Source organism: Heliomarina baculiformis (genome assembly GCF_019966545.1).
Lineage (GTDB): Bacteria > Pseudomonadota > Alphaproteobacteria > Rhodobacterales > Rhodobacteraceae > Heliomarina > Heliomarina baculiformis.
On sequence record NZ_JAIMIC010000005.1, the window covers coordinates 80,830 to 96,820 of the forward strand.

The following is a 15,991-nucleotide window of genomic DNA, read 5'->3' on the forward strand; positions in this document are numbered from 1 at the left end:
AAACCGGGAGGAGTGTAGGGCCAGCCCAAGGATAGCAGCAAGGAAAAGCGTAATGCTGAACGGATCGCGCCCCGTGTTCAGCCGCGTCTGCCGCGTCGCCGCCGCCCGCCTTCGCCGCCACTGTCGCCGGTGTTGAAAGTGGCCTCGGGCAGGGTGACGATGCTGCGCAGTATCGGAAAGGGCTCGACTGCGTTGGGAATGTTCGAGGCGTTCACGAAATGCTCTTGGAAGCGCGGCTCGATCGCGGTCTCGACCTTGTGGATATCGCGCACGGTCTGTTCGATCAGGGACCGCGCCTCGGTGTTCAAAAGCGCGATGCGGGCTCCGGTACCCGCCGCGTTGCCTGCCGAGGTGACCTTGTCCAGCGGCGCATCGGGGATCATGCCCAGCACCATCGCGTGCTTCGGGCTGATATGGGCCCCAAAGGCCCCGGCCAGCACGATCCGATCCACGTGATCGACTCCGAACTTGTCCATTAGCAGCCGCGCGCCGGAATAAAGCGCCGCCTTGGCCATCTGGATCTCGCGGATATCGCGGTTTGTGACGGTGATCTTCGGTCCGCCTTTATCGCTGCCGTCCCATACCAGGTAGGAATAGGTGCGCCCCTCCATGATGCAGCGTTCGGTGCCGGTCTGCTCGGGATTGCCGATCAGGCCCGGGGCGTCGACGATGCCCGCCATGCGCATTTCGGCGACCATCTCGATGATGCCCGAGCCACATATGCCTGTAATCCCGCCCGGGCCAACGGCCTCGTCAAAGCCCGGCTCATCTGACCAGAGATCCGAGCCGATGACACGAAAACGCGGCTCTTTCGTCACCGGATCAATCTCGACCCGCTCTATAGCGCCCGGGGCGGCCCGCTGACCCGAGGAGATCTGCGCGCCTTCAAAAGCGGGTCCGGTTGGGGAGGAACAGGCCAGCACCTTGTCCTTGTTGCCAAGCAGGATCTCGGCATTGGTGCCCACATCGACGATCAGGACAAGGTCTTCGGACTTGTCGGGTGCCTCGGACAAGGCAACGGCGGCGGCGTCCGCGCCCACATGCCCCGCGATACAGGGCAGCAGGTAGATCCGCGCCGAGGGGTGCATCTCCAGCCCCATTTCTGCGGCGGTCAGGTTCAGCGCATCGGAGGTCGCCAGCGCAAAGGGCGCTTGGCCCAGCTCGAACGGATCGATGCCGAGAAACAGGTGGTGCATTACCGGGTTACAGACAAAGACAGCGTCAAGGATGTCGGCGGTGCCGATCCCGGCCTCGCCGCTGATCTGCTCGAACAGCGTGTTCATCCCCTCGCGCACCGCCCGCGTCATTTCCTCGGCGCCGCCCGCGTTCATCATCGAATAGCTTACCCGGCTCATCAGGTCCTCGCCGAACCGGATCTGCGGGTTCATGATCCCGGACGAGGCGACAACCTCGCCGGTCTGCAAATCGCAGAGATGCGCCGCGATGGTGGTCGAGCCCAAGTCCACGGCCAGCCCATAGATCGGTGCCTCATGGAAGCCGTGCCAGACCTCGATGATACGCGGCCGGATGTCTGCTGTGCCCAGATGTACCGCGCAGGTCACTTTCCAGCCGCCCTTGCGCAGCGCCGGTTGCAGCTTCTGCAGGATCGCAAGGTCGATCTGCAACCCGCTCAGCGACCATTGCGCTTCAAGCGCGCTCCGCAGCCGTTGCAGATCGCCCGAGGGGTCGTGCATGTCCGGTTCGGCAACCTCGACGTAAAACAGTTTCACCGCCGGGTTCATGACGATCTCCCGCGCCTCGGCGCGCTTGCGTACCACCTGCCGGTGGACCTGGCTTTCCGCGGGAACGTCAATCACCACGTCACGCTCGATCTTCGCCTGACAGCCCAGTCGCCGGCCCTCTTTCAGCCCGCGCTTGGACTTGTAACGTTCCTCGACCGCATTCCACGCCGACAGGGCGTCGTCATGAACGACAACCCCGTGCTTGGAGAATTCGCCATAGGATGGCGTGATCTGGCAGCGCGAACAGATGCCGCGCCCGCCACAGACCGAATCGAGATCGACTCCAAGCTGGCGGGCCGCCGTCAGGACCGGCGTGCCGACAGGAAACCGGCCCCGTTTCCCCGACGGGGTGAAGACAACCAGGGGATCGCTGCTCATGGGATCGGAACCTTTCAAGACTTGTCGCGCCAAAATAGGCGAATGCGCGTGAAGCGAAAGAGCCATCGCGCCGCTTTTTAGCCCCGCCGCGACCAATTCGGATATCGAACTCCCTACCGTCCCGGCAGAACATCCTGCTTCTTTGGGTTTCAAATATCCCGGGGAGTCGCCCGCATGGGCGACGGGGCAGAGCCCCGACCAGCTCTGCACAAGATCGCAACATGGCGGGTATGCGCACCAAGCCCGACGCAATTGGTTGATCGCCTCTTTCCCCTTCCGGAAAACCATGCGATAGGGTGGCCGTCAAACGGGGTATGCATGGGGATTTATGATGCAGATTCGTGAGGCACTCACCTTTGACGATGTTCTTCTTGTTCCGGCCGCCAGTTCGGTGCTGCCGTCCACGGCCGATACGCGGACCTGGGTGACCAAGTCGATTTCCATGAACATTCCACTGCTGTCGAGCGCGATGGATACGGTGACCGAGGCGCGCATGGCGATCGCCATGGCACAGGCGGGTGGCATCGGGGTGATCCACAAGAACCTCGATGTTCATGCCCAGTCGCAGGAAGTGCGCCGCGTAAAGCGGTTCGAATCCGGTATCGTCTACAACCCGGTGACCCTGACCGCGGACCAGACGCTCGCCGATGCCAAGGAACTTACGGAACGCTACGGCTTCTCCGGTTTCCCGGTGGTCGATGAGAACAAGCGCGTGGTCGGGATCGTGACCAACCGAGACATGCGCTTTGCCCAGAAGGACGAAACCCCCGTCCGGGTGATGATGACCTCGGAAAACCTCGCGATCATGACCGAACCCGCCGATCGGGAAGAGGCGATCAGCCTGATGCGGTCGCGCCGGATCGAAAAACTGCTGATTACCGACAAGACCGGCAAGCTGACCGGATTGCTGACGCTCAAGGATACGGAAAAAGCGGTGCTGAACCCCACAGCCTGCAAGGATGAGCTGGGCCGTTTGCGCGTTGCCGCCGCGACCTCGGTCGGCGAAAGCGGTTTCGAGCGCACCGAAGCGCTGGTCGATGCGGGTGTCGACATCGTTGTGGTCGATACGGCGCATGGCCATTCGCAGGGCGTGATCGAAGCGGTCACCCGTGCCAAGAAACTTTCGAACCACGTACAGGTTATTGCCGGTAACGTGGCAACCGGCGAGGCGACCAGGGCGCTGATCGATGCGGGCGCGGATGCGGTCAAGGTCGGTATCGGGCCGGGCTCGATCTGCACCACGCGTATGGTTGCCGGTGTCGGCGTGCCGCAGCTGACGGCTGTCATGGAATGCGCCGCCGCGGCCGGAGACGTACCGGTGATCGCCGATGGCGGCATCAAGTTCTCGGGCGATTTCGCAAAGGCTATCGCCGCCGGTGCGTCCTGCGCCATGGTGGGCTCGATGATCGCGGGGACCGATGAATCGCCGGGCGAGGTAATCCTCTACCAGGGCCGCAGCTTCAAATCCTATCGCGGTATGGGATCTCTCGGTGCGATGGCTCGCGGCTCGGCGGATCGCTATTTTCAGAAAGATGCGGCAAGCGACAAGCTGGTGCCCGAAGGGATCGAGGGGCAGGTGCCCTACAAGGGCAGCGCCAATGCGGTGATCCACCAGCTGGTGGGCGGGTTGCGCGCGGCCATGGGCTATACCGGCTGCGCCACGGTCGAGGAGATGCGCAGGAACTGCGAATTCGTGAAGATCACCGGTGCCGGGCTGAAGGAAAGCCATGTGCATGACGTGACCATCACCCGCGAGTCGCCGAATTACCGGATCGGCTGATCGGCGTCCTTTTCCGGCTGTTGCCGTTCCGAGGCAAACGGGGCGGGGCTCTGCCCCGTCGCCTTTGCAGGCGACTCCCCGGGATATTTTCAACCCAAAGAAGAATGGCGTGCCCTGGGGTCGCGGTGGCGCGATTGGATGATCGGGTGTCGTAGATTTTTCGGAACTAGCGAGGCTGCGTGGCGTTGAGGTAAATGGGCGCGAGGTCGGGTGAGTATGGTTCCTTGCGGCGGGTCGATGGTATCGGCGCGCCGTTTTTTGTGTTGGGCCTTCCGCTTTTTCTCTCTGCCTGCAGCGGACGGCAATCGGCGCTGGACGTGGCGGGCGAGGATGCGGCTGCCATCAGCCTGTTGTTCTGGGTGATGTTCGGGGCGGCCTGCCTCCTCTGGGTCGCGATGAACGGGCTGTTTTTTTTCCTGTCGCGGATCCGACCCGGGCAATTTCCGGATCGTTATGTGCAACCGCTGTTGATTGGCGGTGGTATCCTTTTGCCGACCGTGTTGCTTGCGGCGCTTTTGGTGTGGGGGCTTGGGTTGTTGCCGGATCAGCGCGCGCCGGGAGACGGGCTGCGCATCAAGGTGACCGGTGAGCAATGGTGGTGGCGGGTGGAGTACTGGCCTGAAGGCGCCGAGGCCCCTGTGGTCACGGCCAACGAGATCCGAATGCCGGTGGGGGAGCGCGTGGAATTCCTGCTGGGGGCGGACAAGGTCATCCATTCCTTCTGGATCCCCGCGCTGGGGGGCAAGATGGATATGTTTCCGGGGCGCGAGACACGGGTCAGCCTGCGGGCTGAGAGAACCGGTGTGTTTCGCGGTCAATGCGCCGAATTCTGCGGGGCGAGCCATGCGTGGATGGCATTCGAGACGGTCGTTATGGAGCCTGATACGTTCGACGCCTGGCTGGAGGCGGAAGCCGGGGATGCGCTGATGCCGGTGGAGGGCGCCGCCACGCGGGGCGCGGCACTGTTCCTTTCGCAGGGCTGCGGCGCCTGTCACACGATACGGGGGACCGAGGCCGTGGGACAGGTGGGGCCGGATCTGACCCATGTTGGCGGGCGCTTGTCGCTAGGGGCCGGGCGCATGGGCGTCTCAACGGCCGGTTTCACCCGCTGGATCGGCCATACCGAGGCGTTGAAGCCGGAGGTGCAGATGCCGAGCTATGATTTTCTGAGCACCGAAGAGCTTGATGATCTGGCGCAATATCTCGTGGGACTGAAATGAGCAGGGATCGCGATCAGAAGCCAGTGATGCCGCGCCCGAGCGGGACCTTTCCGCCCAGTGAGGCGATGCTTGCCGAGCCTGTGCCTGACGAGGTGCAGCGTGTTCAGCAGGAGCGGTTGCGCAAGGCCTGGGCGACGCCGAAAGGCTGGCGCTATTGGTCGGCGGTGAACAACAGCGAGGTCGGGGTCTGGTATTCCACCACGGCGCTGTTCTTTATGCTCGCCGCCGGGGTGATGGCGCTGTTGATCCGGTTGCAACTGGCGGTGCCGGAGAACGACCTGATCCCGGCGGACCGGTTCAACCAGCTTTTCACTATGCACGGCTCGGCGATGATGTTCCTTTTTGCCGTGCCGATGTTCGAGGCGATCTCGATCATCATCCTGCCTGCGCTGCTTGGCGCACGCGACATGCCGTTTCCGCGTCTCTCGGCTTTTGGCTACTGGTCCTTCCTGATTGGCGGGGTGTTCGTGATCGGCTCGATCCTGTTCGACGCGGCGCCTAATTCGGGATGGTTCATGTATCCGCCGCTGGCCACCAAGGCCGAGGGCGTGGGCAGCGACATCTGGCTGCTGGGGCTGAGCTTTATCGAGATCGCCTCGATTGCCGCAGCGGTTGAGCTGATCGTAGGCACGCTGAAATGTCGCCCGCCGGGGATGCGCGTCAATATCATGCCGCTTTATGCGTGGTACGTGATGGTCGTGGGCGGCATGATCCTGTTTGCCTTTCCGCCGCTGATCGCCGGGGATTTCCTGTTCGAGCTGGAGCGCAGTTTCGACTGGCCGTTCTTTGACCCCGAAAGGGGCGGCGACCCGATGCTCTGGCAGCACCTGTTCTGGATCTTCGGGCATCCCGAAGTTTACATCGTTTTCCTCCCGTCGATTGCGATTGCGGCGATGATAATCCCAACCGTCGCGCGCCGCCCGATCGTGGGATATTCCTGGATCGTGCTGTCGGCAGTGGGCACCGGGTTCCTGAGCTTTGGGCTCTGGGTGCATCATATGTTCACCACGGGCTTGCCGTCGATTTCGCTCGGGTTCTTCTCGGCGGCGTCCGAGGCGGTGGTAATCCCGACCGGTATCCAGCTGTTCGCCTTTCTGGCGACGCTGATGATCGGGCGGGTCACGATGACCTTGCCGATGCTCTGGATCGCCGGGGCGCTGGCGGTGTTCACCATGGGCGGGCTGACCGGCGTGATGCTGGCGATGGCGCCTTTCGATTTCCAGGCCCACGACAGTTATTTTGTGGTCGCACACCTGCATTACACGCTGTTCGGCGGCATGATCTTTCCGGTGATCGCGGGGGTGTATTATTTCTACCCGTTTATCCGGAAAAAGAAGCTGTCGGAGCGGCTGGGCCGTTGGTCCTTCTGGCTGATCTTTGTCGGGTTCAACGTGACTTTCCTGCCGATGCACCTGACCGGGCTCAAGGGGATGCCGCGCCGGATCTATACCTATCCCGAAGGAATCGGTTGGGACTGGCTGAATATGATCTCGACCATTGGGGCTTTCGTGATTGCCGCCGGTTTCGCGGTATTCGTCTGGGATCTGTTCCGGCCCAAACGCGGGCAGGGGCAGGTCGCGCGAAACCCGTGGCAGGCGGGCACGCTGGAATGGAGCCATGAGATCCCCGAAGAGGCATGGGGCGTTCGGTCGATCCCGCATGTGACCTCTCGCTATCCGCTCTGGGATCAGCCGCAGATCGTCGAGCGGATGGATGCGGGGCGCTATTACCTCCCGGATGCCGAGGAAGGCAAACGCGAGACGCTGATTACCTCGGTCATCGATGCGGAGCCGTTGCAGGTGCAGCGGGTGACAGGGCCGGCGTGGATCACCCATGCGGCAGCGATCTTTACCGGCGGGACGTTCATCTTTCCGACCTTCCACGTTTATCCGCCCGCGATTGTCTGCGGGGTGCTGGCGGTGGCTTGCATTCTCTACTGGCTGTGGACCTCGACCGCACGGCCACCCGAGGCGGACAGCAAGGACGTGGGGCTGGGTCTGCGACTGCCGACCTATGCCTCGGGGCCGGCCTCGGCCGGCTGGTGGGCCATGTGGATCACCATGCTGGGCGATGCAACGGCCTTTGCCTCGGTCATTTTCGGGTTCTTTTTCTACTGGACTGCACGGCCCGATTTCCCGCCCGACGGCGCGGCCCATGCGGAACCCTTGCTTGTCGCGATTGCAGCGGGCGCGATGGCCGCCTCATGGGCTCTGACGCTTTGGGCGCGGGGGGCGAACCGGCGGGGGGCTGTGTCTCTGGCGCGGGGAGCGCTTGTCGCGGCGCCGCTGCTGGCCGGGGTCGGTGGCATAGGATTGATCGGTTCGGTGTGGACGCTTGAGCCGACAAGCCATGTCTACCCGGCGATCCTCTGGGCGCTGGCAATCTGGGTGGTGGTGCATACAGGTGTAGGGGTGATCATGCAGGTCTACTGCCTTGCCGGATCGATATTCGGGAAGATGACCCCGCGCTATGACGCCGATATCTGGAACGTCTCGCTGTTCTGGCATTTCCACGTGCTCTCGGCGGTGGTCGCCTGCGCGGTGATGGGTTTTGCCCCGGGGGTGTTATGAGCGAAGACCGCCAGAAAACCCGCGACGGAGAGGTCGAGGAATTCGCCGAAGAGCAGGCGAGCCTCTGGCGCATCACGCTGTCGCCGCTCGCCTGGGCCGCGCATTTCGTGATCTGTTACGGTCTGGTGGCGCTGAGCTGCGCCAAGGGTCTGCCGGTCGAATCGGTGCGGCAGGGCCTGATCGTTTTCAGCGTCGTGGTGCTTGCCCTGATCGGGTGGATCGGCTGGCGGGCCTGGCGGCAATGGGATGTGCGCGAGACCGGCGATTACCTGAACCAGCAGGGCAAGGCCGAAGACCGGCACCGGTTTCTGGGTCATGCGGCGTTCCTGTTGTCGATCATCTCGTTTATCGGGGTGGTGTTCGTCTCGCTTCCGTTGCTGCTGCTGGAGGGCTGCGGATGAGGCTGCCGCTGCTGATTCCCGGGCTTGGGCTGCTGGCGCTGATCTGGCTGGTGCCGCTGGAAGGCCTGATGCCTGTATTCCCCGCTCATATGCTGCGGCACATGACGCTGGTCGCACTCGCCGCGCCGCTGATCGTGCTGGGGCTGCCTGATCTGATGCGCCGCGTTCCCGTACCGTCGCTGATCGCGGCGGCGGCGGAATTCGCGGTGGTCTGGGCCTGGCACTTGCCTGCGGCACATGGGCTCGGTCGGACAGTGGCTATGGGCTTTGTTGCCGAACAGGCAAGCTTTCTTGTCGTCGGCCTGCTGGTCTGGGCCGGGTGCCTGCGCGCCGATCAGCCGCTGGCCGGGGCGGGCGGACTGCTGCTGACCTCGATGCACATGACTCTTCTAGGCGCGATCCTGACGCTTGCGCCGCGTGACCTTTACGCCGACTGGTGCGGCTCGGCGCCCGATCTTTCAGGACAACAGATCGGCGGGATGCTGATGCTGGCGATAGGAACGCCTGTGTACCTCATCGCAGGGCTGGTACTGACCGGCCTGTCCCTGCGCGACAGGAGAGTCACATGAGACGCGTGTTCCTGACACTTGCGGTATTGGCGGGTTTTGGTTTTGCCGGGGCGGTCGCTGTTGTGGGGCTCGGGCTTTACAATGTCTCGGCGCAGGTGGGCCACTGGCCCGGCGTGTCATGGGTGCTGCATACGACGTTTCGGAATTCCGTCGCGCTGCGCGCACCCTCGATGGAGGACGCGCCTGATCTGAGCGATCCGGATCTGATCGCGCTTGGGGCCAGTCATTACGCGACAGCCTGCACGCCCTGCCATGCGGCGCCGGGGGAACAGCGCAGCGCGACGATGCAGGCGATGGTGCCTGCGCCGCCTCACATTGACGAGGCCGTTGCTCATTGGAAGCCGAACGAGATGCACTGGATCGTCGAGAACGGCATCAAGATGAGCGGTATGCCCGCTTGGCCCGCAAAGGAACGGGACGATGAGGTGTGGTCGGTCGTGGCCTATCTGGCCGCGGTCAAGGTGGAAAATGCGCCGACGCTGCCTGACGTAACGGGCGATACCAAAAGCTACTGCACCGCCTGTCATGAACGAATGGGCGGGCGTGTTCCAAGGCTGGATATCCTCGAGCCGGATTATATCGCGGAAAAGCTGAGAGAGTATCGTGATGGCACCCGACCCAGCGGGATCATGGCACAGGCGGCAAGTCTCGTGCCGACCGGGGAAATGGCGGCGCTGACAACAGGATTTTCGGGCCGCGCCACAGACAGGGACGTCGCGGACGTAGACCCTGTGCTGCTTGGGCGGGGAGAAGAACTGGCCCGCAGGGGAACGCGCGATATCCCGACCTGCCTCGCTTGCCATGGCGGAGACGCCGCCAATCGGCGTGGACCGGCGATCGCTGGCCAGCCCGAAGCGTTCCTGAAGGTTCAGATGGAGCTATGGCATGATGGCATCTACGACGCCGATCCGCTGATGCATGCGGCAGCGCGCGAGTTGACAGAGGAAGACATTGAGGCCCTGGCGGCCTATTTCAGTCGGTTGCAGCCCTGACCGGGTGCTGATGTCGAGTGGCTCATCCTGCGAGATTGCGGTGCAGCAGGAAGATCGTCACACAGGCGATCAGGATCAGCACATACCCTGCGGCAACCACGGCCCCATCACGGGCGAACAGGCCGAAGGCAAAAAGGATGATCGGCAGACCCATCATCGGGACAACCACCGGGATTGCGCCCAGAACGAGCAGTGACCCGCCGGTGACGATCAGGATGACGGCGATGATCGAGAGTGAGATTTTGCCCGTTGAAAGGTACTCCATTCGGACTTTCAGGCGACGGCGTAGCCATTCAAAGACGGGGCGAATGCGCTCTGCGAGATTGGTGATACGATCCGCAGAGATTTCTCGCTTGCCAAAAAAGCGGGGAATGGTGACACCGTTGCGGTCCAGCAGCATCTGCAACCCGATGATGGCGACAATCAAACCAAGCGCACCGCCTACTCCCGGGATCATGCCGATGGGAAGGATCATGAAAAGCCCGGCGATAAGCAGCAGCGGCGCGTGTCCCTGTGCGCCGATTGTCCGAACTAGCGTTTCGATGCTCACGCAGTCGCGTCCGTCTGCGAGGTCGTAGAGACGGTCCACGAGTTCCGGCATGGCCTCGGGGCCGCGGCTGCGACGCTTACGACGCCACCCCCGCCATCTGTTGGGGCGAGCTTTCGACAGAGAGGGCGAGGAAGGTCCGGCCTTGGTGGACAGCAAGTCGGTCACTCCTTTTGTAAATCCCGTTCGGTGTGGTCAGAACGGAAAAGCCATCGGGGCAAAGTCTCAGAAGGTCCAGTTCGCGGACACCATTGCCGTGGCGATGACAATCCAGATGCTGGTGTGCAGGTAAAGATCGTTGAATTTGATTGAACGGACCCGGGTCGTTCGGGCCGCGCCGTGGTCAACTGTGCGGTTGGAAGAAGAGGCGGGCATTTGCGTGTCTCCTGTTCGGCAAGGTGAAAGTTGAAAGCGTCTGTATCTTTTCAACGTCCTTGCTTTGAATTTCGTTCCCGGCAAGAAACCGCGGATCTCCGGACAAGAGCGGAACAGGTTGCGGCCCGCGGCGTTGGGCTTGACCTGCCGGCCCTTGGCCGCTGATGCCGCCAGTGCCTGTCTTTGTGCGGAGCATGGCGCGGCGGCCCGGCCGGGACCGGCGGGGATTTGAATGCTTATGCCGGGAGGACCCGGGAAGGAGACATGATGAAATCGATTTTCGTTTCAGTTATCGCGGTTGGGATGATGGGCAGCGCGGCGCAGGCCGCCGAGGTCGTGGCCGAAGTCACGGGAGCCGACGGCCAATCGCACGGAACAGTCACAGTCACCGACACGGAATCGGGCATGGCGCATGCAGTTCTTGAACTTACCGGTCTGCCGGAGGGCACCGTGGCCGTTCACCTGCATGAAACAGGCGATTGCTCCTCCGATGACTTCTCCTCTGCCGGGGGGCATATTGCGAGCGATGCGGATCATGGCATCGACAGCGCCGCGGGACCGCATCCGGGTGACCTGCCGAACCTGCATGTCTCGGCTGACGGCAGCGGTATGGTCGAGCATTTCCTGCCAGAGTTCGACGTCGAAACCTATCTGCTGGACGATGATGGTTCTGCATTCGTGATCCACGCAGGCACGGATGATTACACATCGCAGCCATCGGGCGACGCGGGTGACCGGATTGCCTGTGGTGTCTTCGAGCATCGCGGCGAGTAATCTGCTTCCGCCGGCCCGGGAACGTTCGTTTTTTTTACAGACGTTCCTCAGGCTTGCAAGTGAAAGAGGGGGCCAGCCCCCTCTTGGCCCTTGAGGGCCAATTCACCCCCGAAATATTTTTTGACCCAAAGAATTTGGTAGCGGTGCGTGGTGGTTTTGATGGGACAATGTGGCTTTTCTCATCTGGCTTGCGGGTATAGACCCGGCCCCTGATGTGGCGGGGATCTTCGGGAAAGGTACCGGATGGGCGAGCGTTTTGAATTTCTTCAAGTAGCACTGAAAACGTGCCGGAGGCGGAGAGAGTGACCCCGGCGGCTCGGGTACAGGCGGCGATTGAATGTCTCGACCTGATCCTTGCGGGACAGGCGGCCGAGCAGGTTCTTACCGGATGGGCGCGCCGATCCCGGTTTGCCGGGTCGAAGGATCGGGCCGCGGTTCGGGATCATGTTTTTGACGCGCTGCGCTGCCGCCGGTCTTTTGCGGCGCTTGGCGGGGCAGAAACCGGGCGCGGCTTGATGCTTGGGGCTCTTAGATCTGCCGGGATCGCACCGGAGACGATGTTTACTGGGGATGGGTACGGACCCGCCAGCCTGACCGATGCGGAACTGGACGCGGGACGGGACCCTGATCCCGGGGCCGAGGAGGGCGATGTTCCCGACTGGATCTGGCCCCTGTTTGTCGCTGCACTTGGTGATGAAGCCAAGGCGAGCGCAGCGGCCCTGCGTCATCGGGCGCCGGTGCATCTGCGGGTGAACGCCGCCCGCAGCACGCCGGAGGCAGCGATGGAGGCTCTTCGTAACGATGGGATCGAAACCTGCCCGCATGCGGGCAGCCCTCATGCGTTGGAAATTCGCGACGGTGCCCGGAAGCTGCGCCAGTCGGAAGCCTATCTCACCGGGCTTGTGGAGTTGCAGGATGCGGCCTCGCAGGCGGTTGTCATGGCACTGCCGCTTGATGCGGGGATGCGGGTGCTGGACTATTGTGCCGGAGGCGGCGGCAAGAGCCTTGCGCTGGCGGCGCAGCCGGGGGTCGAGGTGTTTGCCCATGACGCCGCGCCGGAACGGTTGCGCGACCTTGACGAGCGGGCCGCACGGGCCGGGGCATCGGTGGAGATCCTGTCGGGTGATGACGTCGCCCAAAGCGGGCCCTTTGACGTCGTTTTGTGTGACGTGCCCTGTTCGGGCAGCGGGGCTTGGCGGCGCGCACCGGACGGGAAATGGAGGCTGACGCCAGAGCGGCTTGAGGAATTGCGCGCGGTTCAGGCGGGCATATTGGACGATGTGATGCCGTTAGTCGCGCCGGGGGGAATTGTGGCCTATGCCACCTGTTCGCTGCTCTCGGTGGAGAATGAGGCGCAGATCGAGGCCTTTCTGTTCCGCAACTCCGGCTGGCATTGTACGTTCCAAAAATCATGGCCGGTGACGGGGGGAACAGACGGGTTCTTTTCGGCGCATCTCACCCGCGACTGAGGCAGTTGCCTTGGGGGACTCCCGGCGTTTGCAAATAACAGCTTCAAGGGGTTAATCTTGGGTTAACTATTGTAGCCAACTGTGGGGCGTCTTCTGTTTGCCGGAGCGATCGTTCGTGTACACACGCCAAGCCTCCCGCCGTGCTTTCCTGCGCTATCGAGGCAGGAATCTTCGTGTTGCGGTGGTGCTTGGTCTCGCGCTCCTGCTGGTCAGCGGCGCGTGGTTCACCGGGTTTTCCGAACTGGCGGCGCGGTTGATGGTGGTGTCGGCGCTGACGCTTGTGCTGGTCGCCATCAGTATGACGATTGTCGATCTCGGGCAGCGGTCGTCCCATGCATCAGTTGAAGCCGATGTTTTCCGTCTGATCGAAAACGACCCGGCGCCGGGATTTTTCACCGATGAGGACGGGGCTGTCTTGCTGCGCAACAAGGCGGCGCATGAGATGGTCGGGCGCGACGCGGACATGACGCTCGACGCGCTATTTCGCGGATATTTTGCCAATCCTTCGGCAGCCCTCTACCGGCTGCAATGCCAGGCCAGGCTGGACGGTGCGGCTATGGAGGAAATCTCGACGCGCGACGGTCGCCTTCGTCTGATGGTCCATTGGGTTGCGCCGGACCGGTACCTTTGGCGGGTGGAGGACCTGCCTGTAGCTGCGGTTGACGACAGTCGCGTGGAAAATCTGCCACTCGCGATGATTACCGTCGCGAGTTCCGGCACTGTACTGTTCATGAACGACACCGCACGCGAGATCTGTGGCGAGCGGGTCAAAACCATCGACGGCCTGTTCGCGAGCCTTCCGGTACACCCCGGTGAGGTCAACAGGATTACAACGCCGGACGGAGAGATCAGCGTTGTGGTCAGCGAGGCAACCGGGATGGCCGGGCGCCGCGATCTTTATTTCATGCCGGTTCCCGAGGATGCGGCGGCCGGTCCGGTGTCGGTCTTCGAAACCCTGCCGGTGCCGATGATCAAAATGGCGGAGAACGGCGAAATCCTTGTCGCCAACCGTTTAGCGGCCAGCCTGATCGGCATGGATCTGGGCAAGGATGTCACGCTGTCCCACGTGATGGAGGGGCTGGGACGCCCGATCTCGGACTGGCTGCGTGAAACGATCAGCGGGAAGTCGGCGCAGGCCTCGGAATTCTTGCGGCTGAAACGCGAGGACAGGGAGATTTTCGTGCAGGTCTCGCTGAGCCGGGTCTGCGAAAACGGGGAAAAGCTGCTGATCGCGGTCCTGAATGACGCAACCGAGCTAAAGACGCTCGAGGCGCAGTTCGTACAAAGCCAGAAGATGCAGGCGATCGGGCAGCTTGCCGGGGGCGTGGCGCATGATTTCAACAATCTGCTGACCGCGATCTCAGGCCATTGCGATCTTTTGTTGCTGCGCCACGATCAGGGAGATCAGGATTACGGTGACCTCGTCCAGATCAACCAGAATGCCAATCGGGCGGCGGCGTTGGTCAGCCAGCTTCTCGCCTTTTCGCGCAAGCAGACGCTTCGGCCCGAAGTGCTCGACCTGCGGGACACGCTCTCTGACCTGACCCATCTGCTGAACCGGCTGGTGGGGGAAAAGGTCACGCTGACCCTGTCACATGACACCGTTCTGCATTCGATCCGGGCCGACAAGCGCCAGCTTGAACAGGTGCTGATGAACCTTGTTGTGAATGCGCGCGACGCCATGCCCGACGGGGGCGAGATCCGGATCGAAACCGAGGTTGCCGTAGTGACCTCGCCGATAACCCGTGACCGTGCCACGGTGCCCGTGGGTGAATACGTAACGGTAAAGGTGATTGACGAAGGTTGCGGCATTTCTGCGGACAAGCTGCCCAAGGTTTTCGAGCCCTTTTATACCACCAAGCATACGGGCGAGGGGACGGGGCTTGGGCTTTCAACCGTTTACGGCATCGTCAAGCAGACCGGCGGATTCATCTTTGTCGACAGTGTTGTCGGCGAGGGCAGCGTGTTCACACTGTATTTCCCGGTCTACGAACTGGCCGAGGGCGCGGCGACCGCCACGCCCCAGCCCGTCAAGCCGAGCGTCCCACAGCATGGCGATGGCGTGGTGCTGCTGGTCGAGGACGAAGCGCCGGTGCGTGCCTTTGCCTCGCGCGCGCTGCGGCTGCGCGGCTATACCGTGCTCGAAGCCGATTGCGCCGAGGATGCCTTGCGCACCCTCGAGGACCCGGACCTCTTGGTTGATATCTTCGTGACAGACGTGGTGATGCCCGGCATGGATGGCCCGACCTGGGTACGCGAGGCGCTCAAATCCCGTCCAGACGTGCGGGTGATCTTTGTCTCGGGCTATGCCGAAGCCGCCTTTGACGATTCCCGCCCGGCGGTGCCCAACTCGGTGTTTTTGCCGAAACCCTTCTCTCTCAGTCAGCTGACAGACACGGTGCATCAGCAGCTAAGTTGACAGCTCAGGCCCCGATGCTCTCGTAAAGTTCGAATTCGGCAGCGAATTTGCGCCGAAACTTCTGTTCCACCTTGGGGGAAAGCGGCAGTTCGGCGCGGGGCGAGATATTGTGCTGGTGCAACTCGAGATCCATTTTCAGCCTCTCGGTCAGAAACAGGTTTAAAGGGGCCGGATCCTCGTAACGGAAAAGATGCGTGATCGACGTGCCGTTTGGCCTTGGCGCAAGGAACCGGGCCTGGCTGCCGACATTGGCGAAAGGAGGTTTGACGCCGCGCATATAGGCCTCGACGAATTCGTCAAAGCTGATGTCGCGGGTCGAAGCCGGTTTACCATCAAGATAGGGGCGCTGGCGATAGCGGTACCAGCTGCCAAGCCAGCTGATCGGTTCGCGCATCACCGCCAGCGTTTCCAGTTCTGCGTTGCATGTTTTTTCGAACATGGGGCGAAAAAACCGGTTATAGCGGTAAAGCGGCGCGTGTTTCAGCTCGGGCGGGTTGGAAACGACCATGTCGGCCCTTGGCGCCAGCGCCGCGTGATAGGCGGTTGTGCCCGTCTTTGGGACCGCTAAAAAGGCCAGTCTTTCTTTTACGAAAACAAGCATTTACCAATATTTCCCTTTAATCCCGCCGGGTCTTTTCCGCAGTAAACAACTCTTTAACCTTCCTCGCCCAAAAAAGGGATTAGAAAATTTTATTTGCAATGTTCCTGTTTTGGTCCTAATTGGAACAAGAGGTGAACAAAGCAGCGATTGCCGC

General features: G+C 62.2%; 13 protein-coding genes. 9 read left to right on the plus strand and 4 right to left on the minus strand.

The genetic code is table 11. The annotated features are described in order from the left end of the window. Window positions 1-77: 77 nt before the first annotated feature. Window positions 78-2,120: an ASKHA domain-containing protein gene (locus tag MF268_RS12515; protein WP_238371207.1), complete on the minus strand. Its 2,043-nt coding sequence runs from the start codon at window positions 2,118-2,120 to the stop codon at window positions 78-80. 331 nt (window positions 2,121-2,451) lie between these two features. Between MF268_RS12515 and guaB the strand changes: the two genes are divergently transcribed. The 6 genes from guaB to MF268_RS12545 all read left to right on the plus strand — a co-directional run bounded on the left by guaB (window position 2,452) and on the right by MF268_RS12545 (window position 9,652). Next, complete coding sequence (guaB, locus tag MF268_RS12520; RefSeq protein WP_238371208.1) at window positions 2,452-3,900, plus strand: IMP dehydrogenase; 1,449 nt, start codon at window positions 2,452-2,454, stop codon at window positions 3,898-3,900. Window positions 3,901-4,094: 194 nt separating this feature from the next. Then, complete coding sequence (locus tag MF268_RS12525; protein WP_238371209.1) at window positions 4,095-5,120, plus strand: cytochrome c oxidase subunit II; 1,026 nt, start codon at window positions 4,095-4,097, stop codon at window positions 5,118-5,120. A gap of 26 nt (window positions 5,121-5,146) precedes the next feature. Next, a complete protein-coding gene (ctaD, locus tag MF268_RS12530) occupies window positions 5,147-7,690 on the plus strand; it encodes a cytochrome c oxidase subunit I (RefSeq protein ID WP_420485433.1) in 2,544 nt (847 codons plus the stop codon). Next, window positions 7,687-8,091 carry a hypothetical protein gene (locus MF268_RS12535; protein WP_238371211.1) on the plus strand — a complete coding sequence of 135 codons (405 nt, stop codon included), beginning with the start codon at window positions 7,687-7,689 and terminating at the stop codon, window positions 8,089-8,091. The genes ctaD and MF268_RS12535 overlap by 4 nt, the downstream gene beginning before the upstream one ends. Next, a complete protein-coding gene (locus MF268_RS12540) occupies window positions 8,088-8,660 on the plus strand; it encodes a cytochrome c oxidase assembly protein (RefSeq protein WP_238371212.1) in 573 nt (190 codons plus the stop codon). Before MF268_RS12535 ends, MF268_RS12540 begins: the two co-directional genes overlap by 4 nt. Beyond that, window positions 8,657-9,652: a c-type cytochrome gene (locus MF268_RS12545; RefSeq protein ID WP_238371213.1), complete on the plus strand. Its 996-nt coding sequence runs from the start codon at window positions 8,657-8,659 to the stop codon at window positions 9,650-9,652. The genes MF268_RS12540 and MF268_RS12545 overlap by 4 nt, the downstream gene beginning before the upstream one ends. Window positions 9,653-9,674: 22 nt before the next feature. Here the strand turns inward: MF268_RS12545 and MF268_RS12550 are convergent, their stop codons facing one another. Both MF268_RS12550 and MF268_RS12555 read right to left on the minus strand, forming a co-directional pair. Beyond that, window positions 9,675-10,358 (minus strand): exopolysaccharide biosynthesis protein, encoded by a 684-nt coding sequence (locus MF268_RS12550; protein WP_238371214.1) that lies wholly within the window; start codon window positions 10,356-10,358, stop codon window positions 9,675-9,677. 66 nt (window positions 10,359-10,424) lie between these two features. Next, a complete protein-coding gene (locus MF268_RS12555) occupies window positions 10,425-10,574 on the minus strand; it encodes a hypothetical protein (protein ID WP_238371215.1) in 150 nt (49 codons plus the stop codon). A gap of 264 nt (window positions 10,575-10,838) precedes the next feature. Here MF268_RS12555 and MF268_RS12560 point away from each other — a divergent pair, with 264 nt between their 5' ends. The 3 genes from MF268_RS12560 to MF268_RS12570 all read left to right on the plus strand — a co-directional run bounded on the left by MF268_RS12560 (window position 10,839) and on the right by MF268_RS12570 (window position 15,236). Further along, complete coding sequence (locus tag MF268_RS12560) at window positions 10,839-11,348, plus strand: superoxide dismutase family protein (RefSeq protein ID WP_238371216.1); 510 nt, start codon at window positions 10,839-10,841, stop codon at window positions 11,346-11,348. A 302-nt stretch (window positions 11,349-11,650) separates the two neighbouring features. Beyond that, window positions 11,651-12,817 carry an RsmB/NOP family class I SAM-dependent RNA methyltransferase gene (locus MF268_RS12565; RefSeq protein WP_238371217.1) on the plus strand — a complete coding sequence of 389 codons (1,167 nt, stop codon included), beginning with the start codon at window positions 11,651-11,653 and terminating at the stop codon, window positions 12,815-12,817. 115 nt (window positions 12,818-12,932) lie between these two features. Then, window positions 12,933-15,236, plus strand: coding sequence for a hybrid sensor histidine kinase/response regulator (locus MF268_RS12570; protein WP_238371218.1), 2,304 nt, complete (start codon window positions 12,933-12,935; stop codon window positions 15,234-15,236). Window positions 15,237-15,240: 4 nt separating this feature from the next. On the opposite strand, the gene MF268_RS12575 is transcribed toward MF268_RS12570, so the two are convergent. Continuing rightward, window positions 15,241-15,837 carry a gamma-glutamyl kinase gene (locus tag MF268_RS12575; protein WP_238371219.1) on the minus strand — a complete coding sequence of 199 codons (597 nt, stop codon included), beginning with the start codon at window positions 15,835-15,837 and terminating at the stop codon, window positions 15,241-15,243. Window positions 15,838-15,991: the final 154 nt, after the last annotated feature.

Coding starts and splice junctions, on each gene's coding strand:
- MF268_RS12515 (WP_238371207.1), bottom strand. CDS start 2,120: ATGAGCAGCGATCCCCTGGTTGTCTTCACCCCGTCGGGGAAACGGGGC.
- guaB (WP_238371208.1), top strand. CDS start 2,452: ATGCAGATTCGTGAGGCACTCACCTTTGACGATGTTCTTCTTGTTCCG.
- MF268_RS12525 (WP_238371209.1), top strand. CDS start 4,095: ATGGGCGCGAGGTCGGGTGAGTATGGTTCCTTGCGGCGGGTCGATGGT.
- ctaD (WP_420485433.1), top strand. CDS start 5,147: ATGCCGCGCCCGAGCGGGACCTTTCCGCCCAGTGAGGCGATGCTTGCC.
- MF268_RS12535 (WP_238371211.1), top strand. CDS start 7,687: ATGAGCGAAGACCGCCAGAAAACCCGCGACGGAGAGGTCGAGGAATTC.
- MF268_RS12540 (WP_238371212.1), top strand. CDS start 8,088: ATGAGGCTGCCGCTGCTGATTCCCGGGCTTGGGCTGCTGGCGCTGATC.
- MF268_RS12545 (WP_238371213.1), top strand. CDS start 8,657: ATGAGACGCGTGTTCCTGACACTTGCGGTATTGGCGGGTTTTGGTTTT.
- MF268_RS12555 (WP_238371215.1), bottom strand. CDS start 10,574: ATGCCCGCCTCTTCTTCCAACCGCACAGTTGACCACGGCGCGGCCCGA.
- MF268_RS12560 (WP_238371216.1), top strand. CDS start 10,839: ATGATGAAATCGATTTTCGTTTCAGTTATCGCGGTTGGGATGATGGGC.
- MF268_RS12575 (WP_238371219.1), bottom strand. CDS start 15,837: ATGCTTGTTTTCGTAAAAGAAAGACTGGCCTTTTTAGCGGTCCCAAAG.